General features: G+C 27.8%; 19 protein-coding genes and 1 pseudogene. 16 read left to right on the top strand and 4 right to left on the bottom strand.

Features of this window, described 5'->3' with window-relative positions; all coding sequences use genetic code 11:
* Positions 1-1,323 carry an apolipoprotein N-acyltransferase gene (locus CAQ16704_RS05185; protein WP_039667191.1) on the bottom strand — a complete coding sequence of 441 codons (1,323 nt, stop codon included), beginning with the start codon at positions 1,321-1,323 and terminating at the stop codon, positions 1-3.
* On the opposite strand from CAQ16704_RS05185, the gene yajC reads away from it, so the two are divergent.
* The 13 genes from yajC to hpf all read left to right on the top strand — a co-directional run bounded on the left by yajC (position 1,293) and on the right by hpf (position 15,355).
* A complete protein-coding gene (gene yajC, locus CAQ16704_RS05180) occupies positions 1,293-1,568 on the top strand; it encodes a preprotein translocase subunit YajC (RefSeq protein ID WP_012661754.1) in 276 nt (91 codons plus the stop codon). The two genes, CAQ16704_RS05185 and yajC, sit on opposite strands and share 31 nt — an antisense overlap.
* Positions 1,561-3,141, top strand: coding sequence for a protein translocase subunit SecD (secD, locus tag CAQ16704_RS05175; RefSeq protein ID WP_039667190.1), 1,581 nt, complete (start codon positions 1,561-1,563; stop codon positions 3,139-3,141). The genes yajC and secD overlap by 8 nt, the downstream gene beginning before the upstream one ends.
* Complete coding sequence (gene secF, locus CAQ16704_RS05170; protein ID WP_039667189.1) at positions 3,141-4,112, top strand: protein translocase subunit SecF; 972 nt, start codon at positions 3,141-3,143, stop codon at positions 4,110-4,112. The genes secD and secF overlap by 1 nt, the downstream gene beginning before the upstream one ends.
* A 2-nt stretch (positions 4,113-4,114) precedes the next feature.
* Positions 4,115-4,456, top strand: a complete 342-nt coding sequence (locus CAQ16704_RS05165; protein WP_039667188.1) for a DUF6394 family protein — start codon at positions 4,115-4,117, stop codon at positions 4,454-4,456.
* Positions 4,457-4,464: 8 nt separating this feature from the next.
* Positions 4,465-6,894 (top strand): leucine--tRNA ligase, encoded by a 2,430-nt coding sequence (leuS, locus tag CAQ16704_RS05160; RefSeq protein ID WP_039667187.1) that lies wholly within the window; start codon positions 4,465-4,467, stop codon positions 6,892-6,894.
* Positions 6,891-7,388: an LPS assembly lipoprotein LptE gene (gene lptE, locus CAQ16704_RS05155; protein WP_039667186.1), complete on the top strand. Its 498-nt coding sequence runs from the start codon at positions 6,891-6,893 to the stop codon at positions 7,386-7,388. The genes leuS and lptE overlap by 4 nt, the downstream gene beginning before the upstream one ends.
* A gap of 1 nt (position 7,389) precedes the next feature.
* A complete protein-coding gene (locus CAQ16704_RS05150) occupies positions 7,390-8,754 on the top strand; it encodes a hypothetical protein (RefSeq protein ID WP_039667185.1) in 1,365 nt (454 codons plus the stop codon).
* A 1-nt stretch (position 8,755) separates the two neighbouring features.
* Positions 8,756-9,925 (top strand): bifunctional tetrahydrofolate synthase/dihydrofolate synthase, encoded by a 1,170-nt coding sequence (locus tag CAQ16704_RS05145; RefSeq protein WP_039667184.1) that lies wholly within the window; start codon positions 8,756-8,758, stop codon positions 9,923-9,925.
* Positions 9,912-10,823: a zinc metallopeptidase, M23 family gene (locus tag CAQ16704_RS05140; RefSeq protein ID WP_052245010.1), complete on the top strand. Its 912-nt coding sequence runs from the start codon at positions 9,912-9,914 to the stop codon at positions 10,821-10,823. Before CAQ16704_RS05145 ends, CAQ16704_RS05140 begins: the two co-directional genes overlap by 14 nt.
* A complete protein-coding gene (locus CAQ16704_RS05135; RefSeq protein WP_039667182.1) occupies positions 10,751-11,155 on the top strand; it encodes a bactofilin family protein in 405 nt (134 codons plus the stop codon). Before CAQ16704_RS05140 ends, CAQ16704_RS05135 begins: the two co-directional genes overlap by 73 nt.
* Complete coding sequence (locus tag CAQ16704_RS05130) at positions 11,145-14,093, top strand: DEAD/DEAH box helicase (protein WP_039667181.1); 2,949 nt, start codon at positions 11,145-11,147, stop codon at positions 14,091-14,093. The genes CAQ16704_RS05135 and CAQ16704_RS05130 overlap by 11 nt, the downstream gene beginning before the upstream one ends.
* Positions 14,080-14,760: a 3-methyladenine DNA glycosylase gene (locus CAQ16704_RS05125; RefSeq protein WP_039667180.1), complete on the top strand. Its 681-nt coding sequence runs from the start codon at positions 14,080-14,082 to the stop codon at positions 14,758-14,760. The genes CAQ16704_RS05130 and CAQ16704_RS05125 overlap by 14 nt, the downstream gene beginning before the upstream one ends.
* 76 nt (positions 14,761-14,836) lie before the next feature.
* Entirely contained in the window at positions 14,837-15,355 is a 519-nt protein-coding gene (gene hpf, locus CAQ16704_RS05120) for a ribosome hibernation-promoting factor, HPF/YfiA family (protein WP_039667179.1), read from the top strand.
* Between the two features lie 29 nt (positions 15,356-15,384).
* On the opposite strand, the gene CAQ16704_RS05115 is transcribed toward hpf, so the two are convergent.
* Positions 15,385-17,931, bottom strand: a complete 2,547-nt coding sequence (locus CAQ16704_RS05115; RefSeq protein WP_039667178.1) for a hypothetical protein — start codon at positions 17,929-17,931, stop codon at positions 15,385-15,387.
* Positions 17,932-18,093: 162 nt separating this feature from the next.
* On the opposite strand from CAQ16704_RS05115, the gene groES reads away from it, so the two are divergent.
* The 3 genes from groES (at position 18,094) to CAQ16704_RS05100 (ending at position 20,701) form a co-directional block, all read left to right on the top strand.
* Entirely contained in the window at positions 18,094-18,354 is a 261-nt protein-coding gene (gene groES, locus CAQ16704_RS05110) for a co-chaperone GroES (RefSeq protein WP_039667177.1), read from the top strand.
* A gap of 14 nt (positions 18,355-18,368) precedes the next feature.
* Complete coding sequence (groL, locus tag CAQ16704_RS05105; protein WP_039667176.1) at positions 18,369-20,006, top strand: chaperonin GroEL; 1,638 nt, start codon at positions 18,369-18,371, stop codon at positions 20,004-20,006.
* 125 nt (positions 20,007-20,131) lie between these two features.
* On the top strand, positions 20,132-20,701 hold the full coding sequence (locus tag CAQ16704_RS05100; protein WP_039667175.1) for a nudix-type nucleoside diphosphatase: 570 nt from the start codon (positions 20,132-20,134) through the stop codon (positions 20,699-20,701).
* A 9-nt stretch (positions 20,702-20,710) separates the two neighbouring features.
* On the opposite strand, the gene CAQ16704_RS08615 is transcribed toward CAQ16704_RS05100, so the two are convergent.
* Together CAQ16704_RS08615 and CAQ16704_RS08610 are read right to left on the bottom strand one after the other, a co-directional pair.
* Positions 20,711-21,076, bottom strand: a complete 366-nt coding sequence (locus CAQ16704_RS08615; protein ID WP_442856710.1) for a CZB domain-containing protein — start codon at positions 21,074-21,076, stop codon at positions 20,711-20,713.
* Between the two features lie 90 nt (positions 21,077-21,166).
* Positions 21,167-21,442 (bottom strand): annotated as a pseudogene (locus CAQ16704_RS08610) (methyl-accepting chemotaxis protein); the annotation flags it as partial.
* Positions 21,443-21,595 lie beyond the last annotated feature (153 nt).

Below are 21,595 nucleotides of genomic sequence, written 5' to 3'. Positions count from 1 at the left end.
TTAAGCTTCATTTTTCTTTAAAATTTTCTCTTTTATCTTTAAAATTAGCATTTCTTTTGGCTTAATCACTGCATTTTCTTTTCCATTTGTTGTGTGGTATATACTTACATTATAGCTACTTGCATAAAAACGCATCAATAAATTTTGTAGTTTATATTCACTTGAAAAATTAAACCAAGCATTATTAGATAAGGCTATTATAATTTTTGAGTCTTTGTAAAGTTTTTCCTTTGTAGCTTCAAAACATATAGCATTGGTAATAATTTGGTTGTTTAAAGTATATTGATTTAACTCTTTCCCTTTGGAAAATTCATCAATATTTAAAAGATATTTTTTAAAAAAATTTTTAAATATAGGAATTTCTTCTCCAAATGGAACAAGATAATGTTTATTAAAAATCTCTATTTTGCCATTATTAAAAACATAAGTGCTATTATAAAGATGGTTAGATTTTGTACTAATAGCTCCTGTAACAATAATAATTTGTTTTGAAAGTTCTTTTAGCGCCTGTAAATAATTTGGAGTTTTATTTAAAGAAAACGCAAAAGCAGTTTCAGGAAATACAATAAGTTCTTTTTTTTCTTTTATGGCTTTTTTTATTTCTTCGAAAATATATTCTGAATGAGTTTGCAAATTTTCTTGTATGAATTTCTGATCTTGAGAAATGTTAGTTTGAACTAATTTATAATCTAAATCAAGTGTTTGTGGTTGTTTTTGATTGTATTGTGCACCTATTAAAATAAGGATTAAAATAATAGCCATTTTATAATATCTTGAAATATATTTTTCATAATAAAAATAAGCAATTAAAAACATAGCTATAACACCCTGATAACTTGTATCAAAAATTCCATACACACTTAAAACACCCCAATTTAGCCAATCAAAACCAAAAGGATGAATAAAGCTAAGCATAAAAATTGCGCAAAGTCTTAAAAAATCATATTTAAGAAAAAAACATAATAAAAACAAGATTCCATAAATTATACCAATTAGTAAAATTTCTAAAGGAATTAAATAAGCTAAGTTAAAATAAATCGATGATAAACTTATCCACCAAAACCATAAAATTCCTATAAAAAATCCAGTATAAAAATACCCAATTTTACTTTTATTTCTTAATAGTAAAACTAAACCATAAATACTTAAAAAAGGAGATATAAATTCAACAAATAAATTTTCAAAAAAAGAAAAATAAATAAAATTTGATAATAAAAGTGCAGAAAAAAAGGCTTTTATTATTTTAAAAGTGGTAGAATTAGAATTAATAAATTTAAAAAAAAGGGGAAGAAATGGCAGAAAACGGAAATATTTGGACTTCATTGTTGCCTCTCATTGTGCTTTTTGCGATTTTTTATTTTTTGGTTATTAGACCACAACAAAAACAAGCAAAAGACCATAAGTTAATGGTTTTATCTTTAGAAAAAGGAGATAAAATCATCACAAATGGTGGGATAATTTGTGAGGTGGTAAAACCAGAAGAAGATTTTATCAAAGTTAAGCTTAATGATGAAAATGTAGTTGTAAAAATTTCTAGAGATTTTATAGCAAAGAAGATTGATGCGTAGTGGGAAAATTACTTATAGAAGTATTATTTTCTTTGTAGTTTTTCTTATAGGACTTGTTTTTTCTATACCTTCTTTTATGCAAACTCAAAGTGGGGCTAAGATTAATTTAGGACTTGATTTACAAGGTGGCTTGCATATGTTATTAGGTGTAGAAGTGGAAGAGGCTGTTAAATCAAAGGTTAAATCTATAGCTTCTTCTCTTAGTTATTCAATTAATAAAGAAGATATTATTGTTGATAAAATCAAAGTAAATGATACTAGTATTGAATTTACCTTATTAGATGAAAATGATATAGCTAAAGTTGATTTATTGTTAAAAGATATTAAAGGTTTAGCTATTACACATGAAAATTTACACTACACGCTTTCTCTAACTCAAGAAGAAATCAAACTAACTCACGAGCAAGCTATTTTACAAGCTGTAGAAACAATTAGGAATAGACTAGATCAATTTGGTCTTGCAGAGCCAAATGTAGCAAGATCTGGAGAGGATAAAATTTTAGTAGAACTTCCAGGCATTAAAACTGCTACTGATGAAGCTAGAGCTAGAGAGTTAATTGCAAAAGCTGCACATTTACAATTAATGGAAGTTGATGATGTTAGAATGGATCAAGTAAATAATCTTACTCCAGCTCAAGCTGCTGAATATGGGGATTTGATTTTTGAAGATGCAAAAAATCCACAAATTAAATATCTAGTAAAATCTATACCTATTCTTGATGGTTCTATGTTAACAGATGCAAAAGTAGGTTTTGCACAAAGCAATAATCTTCCTGTGATTAATTTTACTTTAAATTCAGAAGGTGCTAAAAAATTTGGAGATTACACAGGAAATAATGTAGGTAAACGCCTAGCTATAGTTTTAGATAATAAAGTCTATTCAGCTCCAAGAATTAATGAAAGAATAGGTGGAGGTAGTGGTCAAATTAGTGGTAGTTTTACTGTTGAAGAAGCTCATGATGTGGCCATTGCTTTAAGAAGTGGGGCACTTTTAGCACCGGTTAAAATGCTTGAAAAAAGAAGTGTTGGACCATCTTTGGGTGCTGATAGTATTAAAATGAGTATGATAGCCCTAGCGGGTGCTTCTATATTAGTTATTGCATTTATGGTAATGTATTATGGTATAGCAGGAATTTTTGCTAATATTGCTTTAGTGGCTAATATTTTAGTGATTATTGCTGTAATGGCTATGTTTGGAGCAACCTTAACTTTACCTGGTATGGCAGGACTTGTGCTTACTGTGGGTATGGCAGTAGATTCTAATGTTATTATCAATGAAAGAATCAGAGAACTGTTACGAGAAGGTGCTAGTATAAGGCAAAGTGTTGAAAACGGCTATAAACATGCAATGAGTGCTATTTTAGATTCTAATATTACTTCGCTTATTACTTCTGTAGTGCTTTATGCTTATGGAACTGGTGCTGTAAAAGGTTTTGCGGTAACTTTAAGTATAGGAATTTTGGTTTCGATGATTACTTCAATTGTGGGAACTCATGGTATGTTTGAGATGTTTATGAATCGCATGGAAAAAAGTAATAATACAAGATTATGGTTTGGGTATAGGAGACCTTGATGCAATTTTTTAGTCAAAAGCATGTTTATGATTTTATGAAAATGAGATTTGCAGCAATCTCTTTGTCTTTTATTTTGTTTTTTGGTTCTATTTTTATCCTTTTTACTAAAGGTTTAAATTTTGGGATTGATTTTACAGGTGGAACTTTAGTGCAACTTCAATATGAACAAAAAGCACCTTTAGCTGAAATTCGTAAAGCTTTGTCTGCAAATGAAAATTTAAAAGGTGCTAGTGTAACTGAATTTGGTGGTGCAAATGAAATAATCATTCGTTTTTCAGGGAGTAGTGATAGTTTGGGCAGTGATATTGGACAAAGTATTGCGAATTTATTAAAAGATACGGGCAAATTTGAAGTACGTCGTGTAGATGTGGTAGGTCCAAAAGTGGGAGACGAATTACGTAATAAAGGACTTATGGCAGTTGGAATTTCTTTAATTGCTATTTTAATTTATTTAGCTATAAGATTTGAATGGCGTTTTGCTATGGCTTCTATAGTATGTGAGGTTCACGATATAGTAATTACTTTGGGTGCTATTGCTTTATTTGAAATTGATGTGAATTTAGATATTTTAGCGGCTGTTTTAACCGTGCTTGGGTATTCTTTAAATGATACAATTATTATTTTTGATAGGATAAGAGAAGGTGTTAAAACAAGTAAAAATTCAAAGCTTGATTTAATTATTAATGAATCTGTTTCGGCAACTTTATCAAGAACTACTTTAACAACAGGTTTAACTTTGATTACTGTTATAGTGCTTTATCTCTTTGGCGGTTCTATGATAGAAGGTTTTGCATTAACTATGATAGTAGGTATTATTGCAGGTACTGTAAGTTCTATTTTTGTAGCTAGTCCAGCTTTATTATGGTTTAAATTTAGTGTTATGGATTATCGCCAAAAAGAATTAGAAAGAGTAAAAAAGAAACAAGAAAAAGAAAAATTAAGATCTATGTATGAAAAAGGAACGGTATAAAAATGAATTGGGGTAAGGTTATATATATCTTTTTTGCTTTAATGAGCTTAACTACAACTGCAGGTTTTTTGTATGACCAAAATGAAGTTGCTCTTTTTATTGCAGCTTGTGTAAATTTAATCTCAACTTTATTGAAAATTGGTGTTAGAAATTTTTTAGCAGCAGAGTTATTTGCAAGTTCTTTGGTAGCTGATTTGCATTTAATTCCAGCTTTTGCTTTAATACAAATTAATCCTAGCGCTAATGTTATGGTGTATACTTTAGCCATAGGAGCTTTAATAGCTAATATCTTTTCAATGATTTTAGTAATAGTTGATTCGGTAAAAAATCAAGAAGAAAATTAGGAGTACAAATGGCATATGAAGCAGGCAAAATAGAGAAAAAATGGCAAAAAATTTGGCAGGAAAAAGAGTATTTTGAACCAAAAGATGATTTTTCTTTGCCAAAAAAATACATTTTATCTATGTTTCCATATCCTAGTGGTAGAATTCATATGGGGCATGTGAGAAATTATAGCATCGGCGATGCTATGGCTAGATATTATAGAAAAAAAGGTTTTAATGTCTTGCATCCTATAGGCTTTGATAGTTTTGGCATGCCTGCTGAAAATGCTGCAATAAAACATGGCATCCATCCTAAAAAATGGACTTATGAAAATATTAATTATATGGAAAATGAACTTGCATCTTTAGGTTTTTCTTTTTCTAAAAAAAGAATGCTTGCTACTTCTGATCCTTTATATACTAAGTTCGAGCAAGAATTTTTCATCAAAATGTATGAAAAAGGTTTGATTTATACCAAAGAAGCTGAAGTTAATTGGTGTGAGAATGATAAGACGGTTTTGGCAAATGAACAAGTTGAAGATGGCAAATGTTGGCGTTGTGGGCATGAGGTTATTAGAAAAAAAATGCCAGGATATTATGTAAAAATCACTGCTTATGCAGATGAATTATTACAAGATCTTAAAAAGTTAGAAGAAAAATGGCCAAGTCAAGTTTTAACTATGCAGGAAAACTGGATAGGTAAAAGCACTGGGCTTAGCTTTGATTTTGATATAGAAAAAAATAATAAAGTAAGTGCAAAAAAAATCAATGTTTTTACCACAAGAGCAGAGACTATTTACGGTGTATCTTACATTGCTTTAGCTCCTGATCATAAAATCGTAAATGAATTAATTGGTAAAAAGTTGTTAGACCAAGATGTTATAGCAAAAATTCAAAACATACAAAATCAAACACCACGCCAAAGACAAGTTGCACCAAAAGAAGGGTATTTTTTAAATCTTCATGTAATTCATCCACTAAGTAAAGAAAAAATACCTTTATGGGTAGCAAATTTTGTTTTAAGTGATTATGGTAGTGGAGCTGTTATGAGTGTGCCTGCTCATGATGAGAGGGATTATGAGTTCGCAAAAACTTATAATTTAGCTATAAAAAAAGTAATTGATAAAGATGGTAATGAAGCACAATGCTATACCTTAAAAGAAGGTGTTTTAGTTAATAGTGATGAATTTGATCAACTAGAATGCAATGAAGCTAGAGAAAAAATTAGCTTAAAAATTGAATCTTTGGGTATTGGTAAAAAAGTTACAAATTTTAAAATTCGTGATTGGGGTGTTTCTAGACAAAGGTACTGGGGTGCTCCTATACCAATGATTAAGTGTGATATTTGTGGTATAGTCCCTCAAAAAATAGAAAATTTACCTATTACTTTACCTGAAGATGTAGTGATAAATGGAGAGGGAAATCCACTAGATAAGCATGAAACATGGAAAGAATGTATTTGTCCAAAATGTGGTAAAAAAGCACAAAAAGAAAGTGATACTTTAGATACTTTCTTTGAAAGTTCTTGGTATTTTGCACGTTTTGCAAGTGATGATAAAACATGGCGAGAAAAAGCAGTAGATGAAAAAAGTGTAAATTATTGGATGAATGTTGATGAATATATTGGTGGGATTGAACATGCGATTTTACATTTGCTTTATGCAAGATTTTTCCAAAAAGCACTTAGAGATTTAGGGTATTTAAAAGATGATGAGCCTTTTAATAGACTTTTAACCCAAGGAATGGTAACTAAAGATGGTGCTAAGATGAGCAAGTCTAAAGGAAATGTTGTTGATCCTGATTATATTATAGAAAAATATGGAGCAGATAGTGCAAGATTATTTATACTTTTTGCAGCACCACCTGCTAAAGAACTAGAATGGAATGATAGTGCGTTAGAGGGTGCTTTTAAATTTATCAATAGGCTTTATGAAAAAGCTATGAGTTTAGAAAGTGGAAAGCTAAAAGAAATTGATCATCAAAGCTTAAATAAAGAGGAAAAATATGCTAGATTAAAAACTTATGAAGCCTTAAAAAAATCTTTTGAAGTTTATGAAGAAAGTTTTGCTTTTAATACTTTAATAGCAGCCTGTATGGAAGCTTTAAATGCTTTAAGTGTAGTAAGTCATAAAGAAGTTTTAAAAGAATCTTTTTATATTATTTTAAATATTTTAGAGCCAATTATTCCTCATGTTTGTTTTGAACTTAGCGAATATTTATTTAAATGTGAAAATTTCAAAGCATTAAAAATAAAAGAAGAAGTCTTTATAAAAGATAGTTTTAAGATAGCTATTAGTATTAATGGTAAAAAAAGAACACAAATTGAAATAGCTTCAGATGCTAGCGAAGAACAAATTTTGACTTTAGCGAAGGAAAATGTTGCAAAATGGTTAGAGGGAAAAACTATAGTAAAAGAAATTTATATAGATAAAAAATTGGTTAATTTGGTAGTTAAATGAAAAAATATTTAATAATTTGTTTCGTTTTTTTTGTTGTTGCTTGTGGTTATATTCCATCTTCTCAAATGACAAACAAGGTTTTAGGTGAGAATGTTTTTTTAAAAATAAATATTAGCAAACAAGATCCTGAAAATAGTGTTTATATTACAGATATTTTAAGAGAGGTAATGCTTAATAAACTTGGTAGAAAAATTACAGATGAATATAATGCAGATAGCTCTATTATCGTTACAATAAAAAAACTTGAGTTTTATCCTATGATATATGATAAAAATGGTTATGTGATTAATTATAAAGCGGAGCTTTATTTAGAATTTATTATGCGATATAAAGATGGTAAAGAAGAACTTGTAAATACCAAAGGAAGTTATAATTTTGATATTAATCCAAATTCTGTTATTAGCGATCAAGCAAGATTTGAGGCAATTAAAAATGCTTCAAGTGAAGCATTTGATGAGTTTGTTTCTATCATAGCTATTAGAGGTTATAAGTAAAATGCCAAGCCATATTAATGAGATTGCAAAGGAAACTTTGACAAAATTAAAAGAGCGTAAATTATATCCAACTCCTGAAAATTATAGCGAAGTTTTTGATGAATGTGCTAAAAAAGTTGGTATAGCAAGTTTTAATAAAGCTAGGATAGAAAAATATACTAATCTTTTAGATGAAACATATAAAAAAGAATTAAAAAGAAAAAATATTCATACTATTGATGAATTCTTAATATTTTTAATTTCAAGATTAAATAGGCAAGTTAGTAAAAAGTACGAAGATGTATATGCCCTATTAGAGCTTATTATTCAACAGCTTAGCATAAGTAAAGATAAAAAAATTAAAGATTTAGCACAAATTACACAACATAGATTATCTCAGGCTATGGATATAGAAACCATATATCTTTTAAGAGCTAAATGGAGAGAGCTTGAAAAATCTTACGAAGACGATCTTTTAAAAAAATTAGAAGAAATTAACATACGTTCTTTTTTGGATTTTCATGTTTTAGTAGAAAAACTAATTACAATGTTAAAAGAGCGTTCTTATGAAAAGCAAGCTGAACTTTTATTCGCTTCTTTAGAACCCTTATTTGGAGAAAGCAAAGAAATAGAACAATTTAAGCAAAATTTGAAAGAAAATCCTAGATTAATAGCAAGAAAAGAATTTGCTCACGAATATTGCTTAATGCTACAGAAAAAAGAAGCAATAGATAAATACTACATACAAAAAAATTTATCTTTTTTTAACCAGCATTTAGAAATTTTAAATGAGATGGTGTCCAAGCTTTATGATAATAGTCAAGAAGATGTTAAATTTATTAATACTTTAACAAAAGATGAAAATGGTAATGTTCAAATTAATTTTGATATTTTAAAAGATAAACTACTGCATGCAAATGAGCAAATTGCACAAATTAAAACCCAAATTCAAGCTACGAGTGATGATGAGCAAAGAGAACAATGGAATTTAGCTAAAGAATTAAAAAAGCTAGATGAAAACTATAAACTTTATGCTGTTAATTATGCTTTGTGTTTTTTTAAGATTAATAATATAGAGCATGTGATCAATGCTTACGGAATTGATAGTTTTAAAACTATTAGTGAGAAATTTAAAAAAATACTAAAAGATCTATGTAAAAATACTGAAGAAATTTGGATTTTAGATGAAAGCTCTTATCTTGTTATTTGTCCTGGACAAAATATAGAAACAGCCCGTATTCTTATAGAAAAAGTTTTAAAACTCATGGATGATTATAAATTTATTTATAAAGAAGAAGTCGTAAAACTTATTATATCATCATCTTGTATAGAGAAAAAAGAATTTAATGATGGTGATATTTTAAAAGAGCTTATTAGTAAAATTTAAAATGAAATTTCAACAGATATTATCGGAGAAAACTATATATGTAAAAAAAATTAGTAGATTCTTTATGTTTGCTATGTATGAAAAATATAAAAATTATCTTCCAAAAACTAAGAATATTCAAATTATTGGAACTAATGGTAAAGGAAGTACAGGTAGATTTTTAGCACTTCTATTATTAAATCATGGTTATAAAGTAGGACATTATACTAGTCCTCATATTTTTGATTTTAATGAAAGATTTTGGCTAAATGGGAAAATTGTAAGTAATGAGCTTTTAGAAAAAGCACATGAAAATTTGGAGAGTATTTTTTTAAAAGATGTAAAAAGGTTAAGCTATTTTGAATATGCTACATTTTTAGCTTTATTTGTTTTTAAAGATTGTGATTATGTTGTTTTGGAAGCTGGTGTTGGTGGAGAATATGATGCAACAAGTATTTTTGAAAGAGAATTTAGTATTTTTACTGAAATAGGATTTGACCATCAAGATTTATTAGGAAAAAATTTAAGTGATATAGCAAGAACAAAATTAAAAGCTATGAGTAAAAACGTATTAATTAGTTTTAAACAAAGACCAGAAGTGATAGAATTAGCACAAAAAATAGCTTATTTAAAAGATTCTGTTTTATGCATTAGTTCTTTAGAAAAAAATAAGAAAATTTGTGAGAATGCACAAGTTTATAAAAAAAACAATAATTTAGCTTTTTTTTTAAAAGATAATCTTTTATTAGCTTTAGAAGCTTTTTCTAAAATATGCAATAAAAAAGAAAAAGATTTAATTCAAAGTATTAAAATGTTGCCAAAACTTGATTTAAAAGGTAGATGTGAACAAATTAGTAAAAATATTTTTATTGATGTTGGACATAATGAAATGGCAGCTTTGACTTTAGCTGAAGCTTTCAAGGAAAAAAAAGTTCATTTAGTTTATAATTGCTTTTTAGATAAAGATTCTTATAGTATATTAAGAGCTTTAAAGCCTATTATAAAAGTAGTGGAAATTTATGAATATGAAAGCAAAGATAGGGTTTTGGCAGGGTCAGTTTTGATAGAAAATTTGAGAAAACTAAATATATCTTATCAAAAATTTACTAACATAAAAAAAGATGAGTTGTATTTGGTTTTTGGTTCTTTTGTGTTAATAGAAAAATTTTTAAGAGGTTATAGTGAAAGATAAATTTACATTAACCATTACAGATGTTAATGGTTCTAGACATTTTTTATTAAGTCAGATTATTAAAAAAATAATTATTTATTTTGTCTCATTTGTTTTTACTGTTATTGTTTTAGGTGCTTTGTATATTAATTATTTAGCAGATAAGCGTTCAGAACTTTTAAAAGAGCAAGAGGCTTTATCGGTAAAAAACACTAAATTATTTTCTCAAAATGAAAGTATGCAAAAAAGTTTAGAAGAAAAAGCAGCTTTATATGATGAACTTCAAAATCAACTAGCAAATATTGAGGATAATTTAGGTTTAAAACAAGATGAAAGTTTAGATATACCTGAAAGATTAGAAAAAGTTAAGCTTACAAACGATCAAGCATATTTATTTTTGACACAAATTCCAAATGGACATGTTGTAGAAGATAATGGTATTACAGGAAATTTTGGATGGCGTCATCATCCTATTTTAAGTAAAAAAGAATTTCATCCTGGCATTGATTTAAGAGCAGCTTTAAAAACACCAATTTATGCACCAGCTAACGGAGTAGTTGAGTATGCTGCTTATAGTAACAATGGTTATGGATATTCAGTGATTTTGATACATAATTTCGGTTTTAAAACAGTATATGCCCATATGACACGTCAAGATGTTGTCAAGGCAGGTCAATTTATAAAAAAAGGAGATTTGATAGGTTATACAGGAAATACAGGACTTTCTACTGGTCCACATTTACATTATGAGGTTAGATTTATTAATAAACTTTTAGATCCTAAAATTTTTATAGATTTAAACCTAAAAAATTATGAACAAATTTTTGATAAAGAAAGGAGAGTTCCATGGCAATCTTTAATAAAGGCTCTATTGCTTCAGTATCCGAAACTACAGTCATTTCAAATGGTGCAAAAATAGAGGGTAAATTTTATTTTGATTCTATGTTACATTTAGATGGAGAAATTAAAGGAATAGTAAATTCATCTAATATTATAGTTATAGGGAAAAGTGGTGTTTTGAAAGGACAAGTCAAAGCTAATAAAATTGTAATTAGTGGAATTTTTGAAGGAGAAATGCAAGTTGATTCTTTGGAAATTTTATCAGGCGGAATACTTAATGGTAATATTGTGGTTAAACAATTAAGTATAGAAAATGGTGGAAAATTTAACGGAAGTAGTAAAATAATAGAAAAAGAAGAAGATCTTGTTGCAATTGATGTGAATGTCGAAAACACAGAAGATGCAAGCTAAATTATATGAATATTTATTAACAAATAATCCTGAACTTGTAGTTTGCGAAGATGATAAAGAAGCAGATGAATTAGCTCAGGTTTGTTTGTTTTTAAAAATTAAAGTCTTTGTTTTACCCGATTTTAGGGCAGAATTTGGTAGCGATTTACGTTCTTTTTCTAAAGAACTTTTTGAAATTTGCAAAGTTTTAAACGCTTATCACAAGGAAAATCAAAAGAAAATTTTGATCTCTCCTATAAAAACGATTTTGCAAAAACTACCAGGAAAAGAACATTTAAAAAATATTACTTTAAAAAAAAATTCATTTTTAGTTTTAGAAAAATTTAAAAAAGAAATTTTGCATAATGGATATGAATTTGTAGATATAGTTCAGGATAAAGGTGAAATTTCAATACGTGGAGACATTATAGATATTTTTGCTATCAACGAAGAACAACCTTTTAGAATTTTACTTTTTTCAGATGAGATAGAAAGTATAAGATATTTTGACATTCATACACAAAAGTCTATTCCAAATGAACTTTCTAGCATTGAAATTTGCCCTTTTTTAAGTGCTTTGAATCAAGAACAATATGAAATTTTACAAGAAAAAATTCAAAATTTTCAGAGTCAAAGTATTATTAATGATGTCAATTCTTTGGGTTTTTGGTGTATTGATAATTTTTATAATTATTTAGATTTAAATTTTGTTAGTATTAAGAAATTTGATGAGCAGGATTTTGAAAATAATATTAACATAATCAATAAAAATATTTTACCTGAACCAAAAATTTGCAAAGATTTAGTTAGTGTTTATAATCAAGATTTTTTTACTTTTCATAAAGATAAACAAATTTTAGTATTAGCAAAAAATGAGACTTTGTTTAAGGCTTTAAATTTACAAGAATACTCAAATATTGAATTTAAAATTTCCCAAGAAAGAGTTAATTTAATCACTCAAGAAAAACTTATTATATCTTTAAATAAAAAAGAAAAAAACAAAAGAGTCAGAAAGGCAAGTTTAGTTATAGATGAGCTTAGAGTGGGTGATTATGTTGTGCATGAAGATTATGGTATTGCTAAATTTATAGGTCTTGAGATTATTGCAATAGCAGGAGCAAAAAAAGAATTTGTCGCTCTTGGGTATTTGAATAATGATAAGCTTTTATTACCTGTTGAAAATTTATATATGATTGATAAATACATTGGTGCAAGTGGCGGTGTACCTTTGCTTGATAAGCTTGGAAAAGGAAGTTTTTTAAAATTAAAAGAAAGATTAAAAGAAAAGCTTTTTATTATTGCTTCAAATATTGTATCTTTAGCTGCAACTAGAGCTTTGATTAAGGCAAAAGTTTTAGATATATCTGAAAAACTACAAGATGAATTTATAAGCAAAGCAGGTTTTTTATACACTAAAGATCAAGAGATAGTATGTAAAGAAATTAGTCAAGATCTTAAAAGTTCTCGTGTGATGGATAGATTGTTAAGTGGTGATGTTGGTTTTGGAAAGACAGAAATTGCTATGAGTGCTATATTTACTTGTGTTAAGAGTGGATTTAGTGCTTTATTTTTTGTGCCTACTACTTTGCTTTCTTCGCAACATTATAAGACTTTAAAAAAAAGATTTAATCCTTTTGAAATTGATGTTTTTAAATTAGATCGCTTTACAAGCTCAAAAGAAAAAAAACAAATTTTAGCTTTTTTAAAAGAAAATAAACCTTGTGTAGTAGTAGGCACACATTCTCTTTTGGGAGTTGAGTGTGAAAATTTAGGTTTAATAGTAATTGATGAAGAACATAAGTTTGGCGTAAAGCAAAAAGAAAAACTCAAAGAATTAAGCAAAAACTCTCATGTATTATCTATGTCAGCTACACCGATACCAAGAAGTTTAAATCAAGCTCTTAGTTCTTTAAAATCATATAGCATCTTACAAACTCCTCCTGAAGATCGCCTAGATGTACGCACTTTTGTAAGAGAAAATAATGATGCTTTGATAAAAGAAGCTATTTCTAGAGAAATAAGAAGAGCAGGACAAATTTTTTATATACACAACCATATAGCAAGTATTGATGGGTGTAAAAAATATCTTTTAGATTTATTTCCAAATTTGAAAATTTTAATCTTACATTCAAAAATAGATGCAAAAACTACTGAAGAAGAAATGATTAAATTTGAAAATAAAGAATATGATTTATTGCTTTGTACTTCTATAGTTGAAAGTGGTATTGATTTGGCAAATGCCAATACTATTATAGTTGAAAATTCAGATCGCTTTGGAATGGCTGATTTGCATCAACTTAGAGGAAGAGTAGGGCGTAGTTCTAAGCAAGGTTATTGTTATTTTTTAATTGAAGATAAGGAAAAAATTACTAAAGATTCTCTAAAACGACTTGCAAGCCTAGAAAGTAATTCTTATTTGGGTTCAGGTAGCGTGCTTGCTTATCATGATTTAGAAATTCGTGGTGGTGGAAATTTATTAGGTGTAGATCAAAGTGGTCATATAGAACAAATTGGTTATAGTTTATATCTTAAAATGTTAGAAGATGAAATAAATAAACTTAGTAAAAGAGAAGAATCTAAAGAGAAAAAAATAGATTTAAAACTTAATATCAATGCCTTTTTAAATAGTGAATATATTAATGAAGATCGTTTGAGATTGGAGCTTTATAGAAGGCTTAGTAAATGTATAAGTGTTAATGAGGTTTATGAAATAGAAAGCGAAATGAACGATCGTTTTGGTAGACCTGATGTTTATACCAAGCAGTTTTTGGATTTAATCATTATAAAAATTTTAGCTAGTAAGCATTATAAATTAATAAGTAATTATGAACAAAATATATGCTTTGTAAAAAATGATGAAAGTAAAGAAGTTATTAAGGCAAAAAGTAAAGATGATGATGATATAATTGAAACAGTATTGATGTATTTACGAAAAGGTGAAAAACGTGAGTGGATATGAAGTATTTAAGGCCTTAATTCATGCAGATATTGAGTATAAAGGTTTTGATTGGTTGGAAAACAATAATTTAAGCGAATTTGAGATTTTGATTTCTGTGATTTTAACTCAAAATACAAACTGGAAAAATGTGTTAAAAGCTTTGGCAAATTTAAAACAGGCAAATATTACTAATATAGAAGATTTATCAAATTTAAATACGCAAGATTTAGCAATTTTAATAAAACCAAGCGGATTTTATAATACTAAAGCAAAATACATTAAAAATTTTATTCAAAAATATTTTCAAGATTTTAATTCTTTTGATAGCTTTAAAGAACAAGTAGATAGAGAATGGCTTTTAGATATTAAAGGTCTTGGTCAAGAAAGCGTAGATGGAATTTTAAATTATGTTTGCAAAAAAGAAGTTTTGGTGGTAGATGCTTATAGTGCGAAAATTGCTAAATATTTAAATTATGAATGTCAAAGTTATGAAGATTTAGCAGAATTTTTTAAAAAAGATATAATTAAAAACCAACAAAAACTAAATATTTTATTAAAAAAAGAATGTAAAATATATGAGCTTTATCAAATTTTTCATGCTTTGATTGTTTCATTTTGTAAAATTCATTTTCAAGGTAAAAAACTTTCTTTAGATGGTGCTGTAATATTAGACCCTTTGAAATTTTAAATTTATTTTTTATTTAAAAATATATTATTACGATTAAAGTGCTATAATGTATTTAACTTCATAAAAAGGAGAAGTGATGAATACAAGTATAGTTGGAAAACAATTTGAACTAACTGAGTCTATAAAAGAATATGTAGAAAAAAGCTTTGAGACTTTAGGAAAATATGGTTTAGATGTTATCTCTGCACGCTGTGTGATAAGTGCTGATGAAAGACACGGTAAAAAAGGATTTTGGGCTGAATTTAGCATTAATCTAGCAGGTATTAACACTGTCGTTGTTAAACAAAAAGATAAAGATTTATATGCTGCGATAGATTTAGCAATTGACAGAATTTCTAAGGTTTTAAGAAGATTACATGATAAAAATATTACCCATAAGCATCAAGATGAAGTAAAAGAAAATTTAGTTATACCCAATGTGATTGAAGAAGATGAGATAGTTCCTATGGAGCTTGAATTATATAAGCCTTTAGAAATTGAAGAAGCACTAGAAAAATTAAAAGCAAGTAAGGATATATTTTTAGTTTTTAATGATATTGATGCAAAAATGAGAGTGTTATTTAAGAAAAAAGATGGCAAATTTGGCTTGTTTTAAAAAGATCTAGCCTTTTAAGGCTAGATTAATTAAAAGATTTTATTGAATATTTTATCAATTGCTTGATCTACTTTTTTACCTGTATTTTTAGCCACATCACTTGTATTTCCACCAATTGTATTAGCAATAGAATTTATAACACTTTTTGCATCAAGATTTACTTTTGGATTTTGTGTTGTTCCTTTTATAACGCCTTTGAAATTTGCTCTATCGATGATGATATTGAAAGGAATATTTAATTTAGTGCTTTTTGTATCTATATTGCCTTTGTTGATATTTATTTTGCTTCTATCAGCTAATAAATTTAGACTTAAATCAATGATATTTTTGTTTATATTTACTTTTGCTTCACCTTTATGATATACATCTTGAGTAATATCTTTTTGTAAAAGTATCATTAAAGCACTAGTGATGAGATTTTTTTTAAGTTGTCCATCGGCTAAATTCATTAATACTACACCACTTTCTTTTACAAGATTATAATCAATACTTAAATTTGATTTTGCTTGATAATAATCAGGCAAATCTAAACTTTGAGCAAAATTTGAAAGATCAATATTTTGCATTTTGGCATTGAAGATATTATTTTTTAAGGTAGCATTTAATTTTCCATTAAAAATATTCTCGCTATTAACACTTGCGTCAATTAAAGCATTTTTAAAATCAAATTTTCCATCAAAATCAGCTTTACCTTTTAAATTTCTATCAACTAAAAATCCAAGTTTAGAAAAATCTTGTAAAGAAATATCGTAAGTACTTATTAGAGTCATTTGATTAATATCAAATTTTCCTCTAAGAGAATTTATATTAGCAAAAGAACTTAGAGCTTTAGTGTTAAAATCAATAATTGATTTGGAAATTTTTCCATCAAGATTGATTTTGGCAGAAGTGTTTTTTGGAAATTTTTTCTTTAAAAGCTTAGATAATTCTACTTCATTAAAAGAAGAAATTATATTCGCTCTAAAATCACCATTAATGTTTTTAAAGTCAAGAGAATTTAAATTTACATCAGCATTTACATCTCCAAATGCTAAAACTTTTTGTCCTATTAAAGGAAAAAGCTGTTCTAATTTTACATTTTCTATTTTAGCATGTAAGCTTTTTCCGTTGGATTTGGCGTTAATTATTCCTTGCATAATTTTTATATTTGCATCAAGATTTTGAATTCGATTTGCCTTAAGATTAACTTTGGCATCTAAATTTAAAGGTCCATTGAGATCTTGTTTTGTTAAAGGTTTTAATTTGTTAATATTATCAACAAAAGCATTAATTTGTGTTTTTAAATCTTGATTTGCAATATCATACGACCCTTTAAATTGAGGTATTTTTGCTATGTTTGAATCAAGCAAGGCTTCATAATCAATCAAAGAATTTTTTGCATTTGCTTTAGCTTGTAATGTGAAAGTTGTTGATGGAAAATCTAAATTAGTAAGTTTTTTAAATTCTAAAATATTGATTTTTGCTTTGTCTAATTGACTTGTTAAATCAAAATTTTTAAAATCTAAACCTTGTGCTTTTAATTCTAAGATTAATTTAGATTCTATAAAAGCAGGTATAGATATAGTTTTTAAAAGCTCAGCTACTTCTATATTTGTTGTATTAATATTTAGAATGTTATTTTCCATTACAGCTTTTAAATTTCCGCCAAAACCAAATAAATTAGCATTTAACTTTTGTAATTGGTTGTTTGCAAAAATCATATCGCCTTGAATTTGGCTTTTGCCTTGAAGTTTCATTTTAGCTATAGTTGAAAATTGATTTAAATCATCTAATTTTATGTCAAAATCACTAGTGAAGATTTGTTTTTGTAAATCATAAATACTTTTTTGCGTATAGAAATTGAGAAAATTACTTAAAATTTCACTTTTTGATATAATCTGATTGTCTTGTATTAGTGATTTTATCTCGCCTTTAATATAGCTTTGTTTTGGTAGTAGGGTAATATTAAAATCTTTTTTAATTAAAGCATTATTAATAGAGCTTGTGTGAAAGTTGATTAAGGCATTTCCATTTGGTTTTAAATCTTTAGCTTGTATGTTGCTAATAATGTTAATTTTTCCTTGAGCATATATTGGAAGAGAAGCAAAATCAAGTATTTGAGCTATATCTATATCTTTTCCTATAAATTCAAGATTAAGCGGTGAATAATCAATAATTTTAGCATTTAGACTAAGATTAGAATCAAATAAAAATCCATTCCCGTTAATGTCAAAATTGCTACTTTTACCTAAAGCTTTTCCTTTAAAAGTAAAATTTTTATCATTTTTTAATCCTAGTTTTTGAATGTAGTTTTGTTTTAAACCTAAAAGGTAATCTAAGTCAAAACCTAATTTTATAGGCGATATATTGCCGTTTATATTGGCAAAGAATTTGTCATCAATATTTGCTTTAATATCAAGTGATGAAAAATTTACTTTAAAAGTATCTAATTTAATATTTAATCCGCTTTTTTCAGCAATAATCGTTTCGATTTTTGGCTTTAAAAAAGCATTGCCCATGCTTGTGAATAACAATGTATATATAGTTAGTAATACTACACACACTACTCCTAAAAAAATGTAAAGAATTTTTTTCATGAGAAACCTTTATAATGATATATCATATAAATTTAGTGTGATAGACTAAATTTATATGATATATATTACTTAATTTATTGACAATTAACTTTCTTTTATGTATAATTCTATCACTCAAAAATAAAGAGTGCTAAAAATAACTCATTTAAGAAAGGATATAAAATGAATTTTCAACCTTTAGGAAAGCGTGTTTTAGTAAAACGCTTAGAAGAGATGAAAACCACTGCATCTGGGATTATTATACCAGATAATGCTAAAGAAAAACCATTAATGGGAGAAGCTGTTGCGGTAAGTAAAGAAATAGAAGATATTAAGATAAATGATAAGGTAATGTTTGCAAAATATGGCGGAACAGAAATAAAACTTGATAATGAAGAGTATTTAGTTCTTAATATAGAAGATATTTTAGGTATTATTAAATAAATAAGGAGTAAAAAATGGCAAAAGAAATATTTTTTTCAGATGAAGCAAGAAATAAACTTTATGATGGTGTTAAAAAACTTAATGATGCAGTAAAAGTAACTATGGGGCCAAGAGGTCGTAATGTATTAATTCAAAAAAGTTTTGGAGCACCTAGTATAACAAAAGATGGAGTTAGCGTTGCTAAAGAAGTTGAATTAAAAGATTCTTTGGAAAACATGGGAGCTTCTTTGGTAAGAGAAGTAGCTAGTAAAACAGCTGATCAAGCAGGTGATGGAACAACTACTGCAACAGTTTTAGCACATGCGATTTTCAAAGAAGGTTTAAGAAATATTACAGCTGGAGCAAATCCTATCGAAGTAAAACGCGGTATGGATAAGGCTTGCGAAGCTATAGTGGCAGAACTTAAAAAACTTTCTCGTGAAGTTAAAGACAAAAAAGAAATTGCACAAGTTGCGACAATTTCTGCAAATTCTGATGAGAAAATCGGAAATTTAATTGCTGATGCTATGGAAAAAGTTGGAAAAGATGGTGTTATCACTGTTGAAGAAGCAAAATCAATTAATGATGAATTAAATGTAGTTGAAGGTATGCAATTTGATAGAGGTTATTTAAGCCCATATTTCATTACAAATACTGAAAAAATGACTGCTGAGTTACAAAGTCCATTTATTTTATTGTTTGATAAAAAAATTGCTAATTTAAAAGATTTATTACCAATTTTAGAGCAAATTCAAAAAACAGGCAAACCACTTTTAATAATAGCTGAAGATATTGAAGGTGAAGCTTTAGCAACTTTAGTTGTAAATAAATTAAGAGGTGTGTTAAATATTTCAGCAGTAAAAGCTCCTGGTTTTGGCGATAGAAGAAAAGCTATGCTTGAAGATATTGCTATTTTAACAGGTGGTGAGGTTATTTCTGAAGAGCTTGGAAGAACTTTGGAAAGTGCTAGCATTCAAGATTTAGGTCAAGCTTCAAGCGTGATTATTGATAAAGATAATACAACTATTGTAAATGGTGCTGGCGAAAAAGCAAATATTGATGCAAGAATTAATCAAATCAAAGCTCAAATTGCTGAAACAAGTTCAGATTATGATAGAGAAAAATTACAAGAAAGATTAGCTAAGTTAAGTGGTGGTGTAGCGGTAATTAAAGTAGGTGCAGCTACTGAAACTGAAATGAAAGAGAAAAAAGACAGAGTTGATGATGCATTAAGTGCTACAAAAGCTGCTGTTGAAGAAGGTATAGTAATAGGTGGTGGTGCAGCACTAATCAAAGCAAAATCAAAAATAAATTTAAATTTACAAGGTGATGAGGCTATTGGTGCAGCCATTGTAGAAAGAGCTTTAAGAGCACCTTTAAGACAAATTGCTGAAAATGCTGGTTTTGATGCTGGTGTGGTTGTAAATACAGTAGAAAATAGTAAAGAAGAAAATACTGGTTTTGATGCTGCAAAAGGTGAGTATGTAAATATGCTTGAAAGCGGTATTATCGATCCTGTTAAAGTAGAAAGAGTGGCTTTACTTAACGCAGTTTCAGTAGCTAGTATGCTTTTAACAACAGAAGCTACAATTAGTGAAATCAAAGAAGATAAACCTGCTATGCCTGATATGAGTGGAATGGGCGGTATGGGAGGCATGGGTGGTATGATGTAATACCATCTTTTTTTACTTCTTTTTAGAGTTGCTTTTTATATAAAGCAACTCACTCTTGATTTTTTTTATTTTTTACACTGATTTTATTTTTGTTATAATAAATGTAAAATAATTAAGGATTTTACATGAAAGATTTACAAGAAGAACGATTTTCTAACTCAAAATACATTAAACCAAAAAGATATACCTATATAGGTAATGATGAAAAAAAATATACTTGGGATTTTATAGAAGCAATGGATAGCGTGTCTATTTTTTTATATCATAGTCAAAAAGATTCATTTGTTTTTGTAAAACAATTTAGAATCCCTTTATGGGATTATCAAAGACGTAATAATTTACAAGTAGATGAGGTGGGATATAGTATAGAACTTTGTTCTGGGCTTGTAGATAAAAAATTAAGTCTAGAAGATATTGCCAAAGAAGAATGTATAGAAGAGTTAGGTTATGCTCCAAAAAATTTAGAAAAAATAGGAGAGTTTTATACAGGTTTTGGTTCGGGTGTTAGTAGGCAATTTTTATACTTTGCTAATATAGATGAAAATGATAAAGTTAGCAATGGTGGTGGAGTTGATGGAGAAGAAATTCAGGCAGTATGGGTAAAAAGAAAAGATTTTAAACAATTTTCTAAAGAAAACCCTATCAAGACCCCTTTGCTTGAATATGCGTATTTGTGGTTTAAAGGTAAGAATTAATCTTACCTTTTATTTTTCTTCTTTATTTTCAATGTTGTCATCTTTTTCATTAAGCATTTCTTTAAAAATCTCAAAGAGTTCTTCTGAAGATTTTTCAGCATTAGAACATTTATCAATAATTTGGTTTTGAACTAATTTATTGGCTGTATCTTCTTCGTGAGCCAATGCAATTGCTTGGTTAATGTTTTCATGCACTTTTTGATGAGGGAGATTAAGTTTTCCAAAAGATCTACCACTAGAAAATCTTTCTTTGCCTATACCTGCAATCCATTTTGCAAGTCTACAACTTAAATGATCAGAAAGCGTTTTTCCTGATGCATGTATTACCTCATTATATCCATTTAATTTAAATGCAATGTGGTCTAATTTTGCCAAAGAAATAAATATTTCAGAAGTAATACTTTTAGCATGGGAACTAGTTGAATTTGCATTAGAGATTAATTGAGTGAATTTACTTGAAAAATTAACTATATGCTCATTAGATTCTAAAGAAATTTTTTCAACTTGCTCACTTTGTCCATACATTTCATCTGCATTTTGTTTTAATAGATTAATATTTAATTCTACTTCAGAGGTTGCTTTTTGGGTTTTTTCTGCAAGCTTTCTCACTTCATCAGCAACAACAGCAAAACCACGACCATGTTCTCCCGCACGCGCAGCTTCTATAGCAGCATTTAATGCTAAAAGATTTGTTTGATCAGATACATCTTTGATTAGGTTGATGACATTTGTGATTTCATCAACGCTACGATGTAAATTTCCAGCTGTATCTCTTGAACGATTAGCTGATTCTATAATATTTTGAAGTGATGATATTATAGATTGTGTAATGGTATTTAATTCTTGCATGTCATCTAAAGAAGAGTCTGAATATTGGGATATCATTTCAGCTTT

The sequence above is a fragment of the Campylobacter sp. RM16704 genome (assembly GCF_000816245.1).
Taxonomy (GTDB): domain Bacteria; phylum Campylobacterota; class Campylobacteria; order Campylobacterales; family Campylobacteraceae; genus Campylobacter_D.
The sequence above is the reverse complement of the archived record's forward strand: the minus strand, read 5'-3'. Positions and strand labels throughout refer to the sequence as shown.

Coding starts and splice junctions, on each gene's coding strand:
- secD (WP_039667190.1), top strand. CDS start 1,561: ATGCGTAGTGGGAAAATTACTTATAGAAGTATTATTTTCTTTGTAGTT.
- CAQ16704_RS05145 (WP_039667184.1), top strand. CDS start 8,756: ATGAAATTTCAACAGATATTATCGGAGAAAACTATATATGTAAAAAAA.
- CAQ16704_RS05150 (WP_039667185.1), top strand. CDS start 7,390: ATGCCAAGCCATATTAATGAGATTGCAAAGGAAACTTTGACAAAATTA.
- hpf (WP_039667179.1), top strand. CDS start 14,837: ATGAATACAAGTATAGTTGGAAAACAATTTGAACTAACTGAGTCTATA.
- CAQ16704_RS05100 (WP_039667175.1), top strand. CDS start 20,132: ATGAAAGATTTACAAGAAGAACGATTTTCTAACTCAAAATACATTAAA.
- yajC (WP_012661754.1), top strand. CDS start 1,293: ATGGCAGAAAACGGAAATATTTGGACTTCATTGTTGCCTCTCATTGTG.
- CAQ16704_RS05135 (WP_039667182.1), top strand. CDS start 10,751: ATGGCAATCTTTAATAAAGGCTCTATTGCTTCAGTATCCGAAACTACA.
- lptE (WP_039667186.1), top strand. CDS start 6,891: ATGAAAAAATATTTAATAATTTGTTTCGTTTTTTTTGTTGTTGCTTGT.
- CAQ16704_RS05130 (WP_039667181.1), top strand. CDS start 11,145: ATGCAAGCTAAATTATATGAATATTTATTAACAAATAATCCTGAACTT.
- CAQ16704_RS05185 (WP_039667191.1), bottom strand. CDS start 1,323: ATGAAGTCCAAATATTTCCGTTTTCTGCCATTTCTTCCCCTTTTTTTT.
- leuS (WP_039667187.1), top strand. CDS start 4,465: ATGGCATATGAAGCAGGCAAAATAGAGAAAAAATGGCAAAAAATTTGG.
- secF (WP_039667189.1), top strand. CDS start 3,141: ATGCAATTTTTTAGTCAAAAGCATGTTTATGATTTTATGAAAATGAGA.
- CAQ16704_RS05165 (WP_039667188.1), top strand. CDS start 4,115: ATGAATTGGGGTAAGGTTATATATATCTTTTTTGCTTTAATGAGCTTA.
- groES (WP_039667177.1), top strand. CDS start 18,094: ATGAATTTTCAACCTTTAGGAAAGCGTGTTTTAGTAAAACGCTTAGAA.
- groL (WP_039667176.1), top strand. CDS start 18,369: ATGGCAAAAGAAATATTTTTTTCAGATGAAGCAAGAAATAAACTTTAT.
- CAQ16704_RS05115 (WP_039667178.1), bottom strand. CDS start 17,931: ATGAAAAAAATTCTTTACATTTTTTTAGGAGTAGTGTGTGTAGTATTA.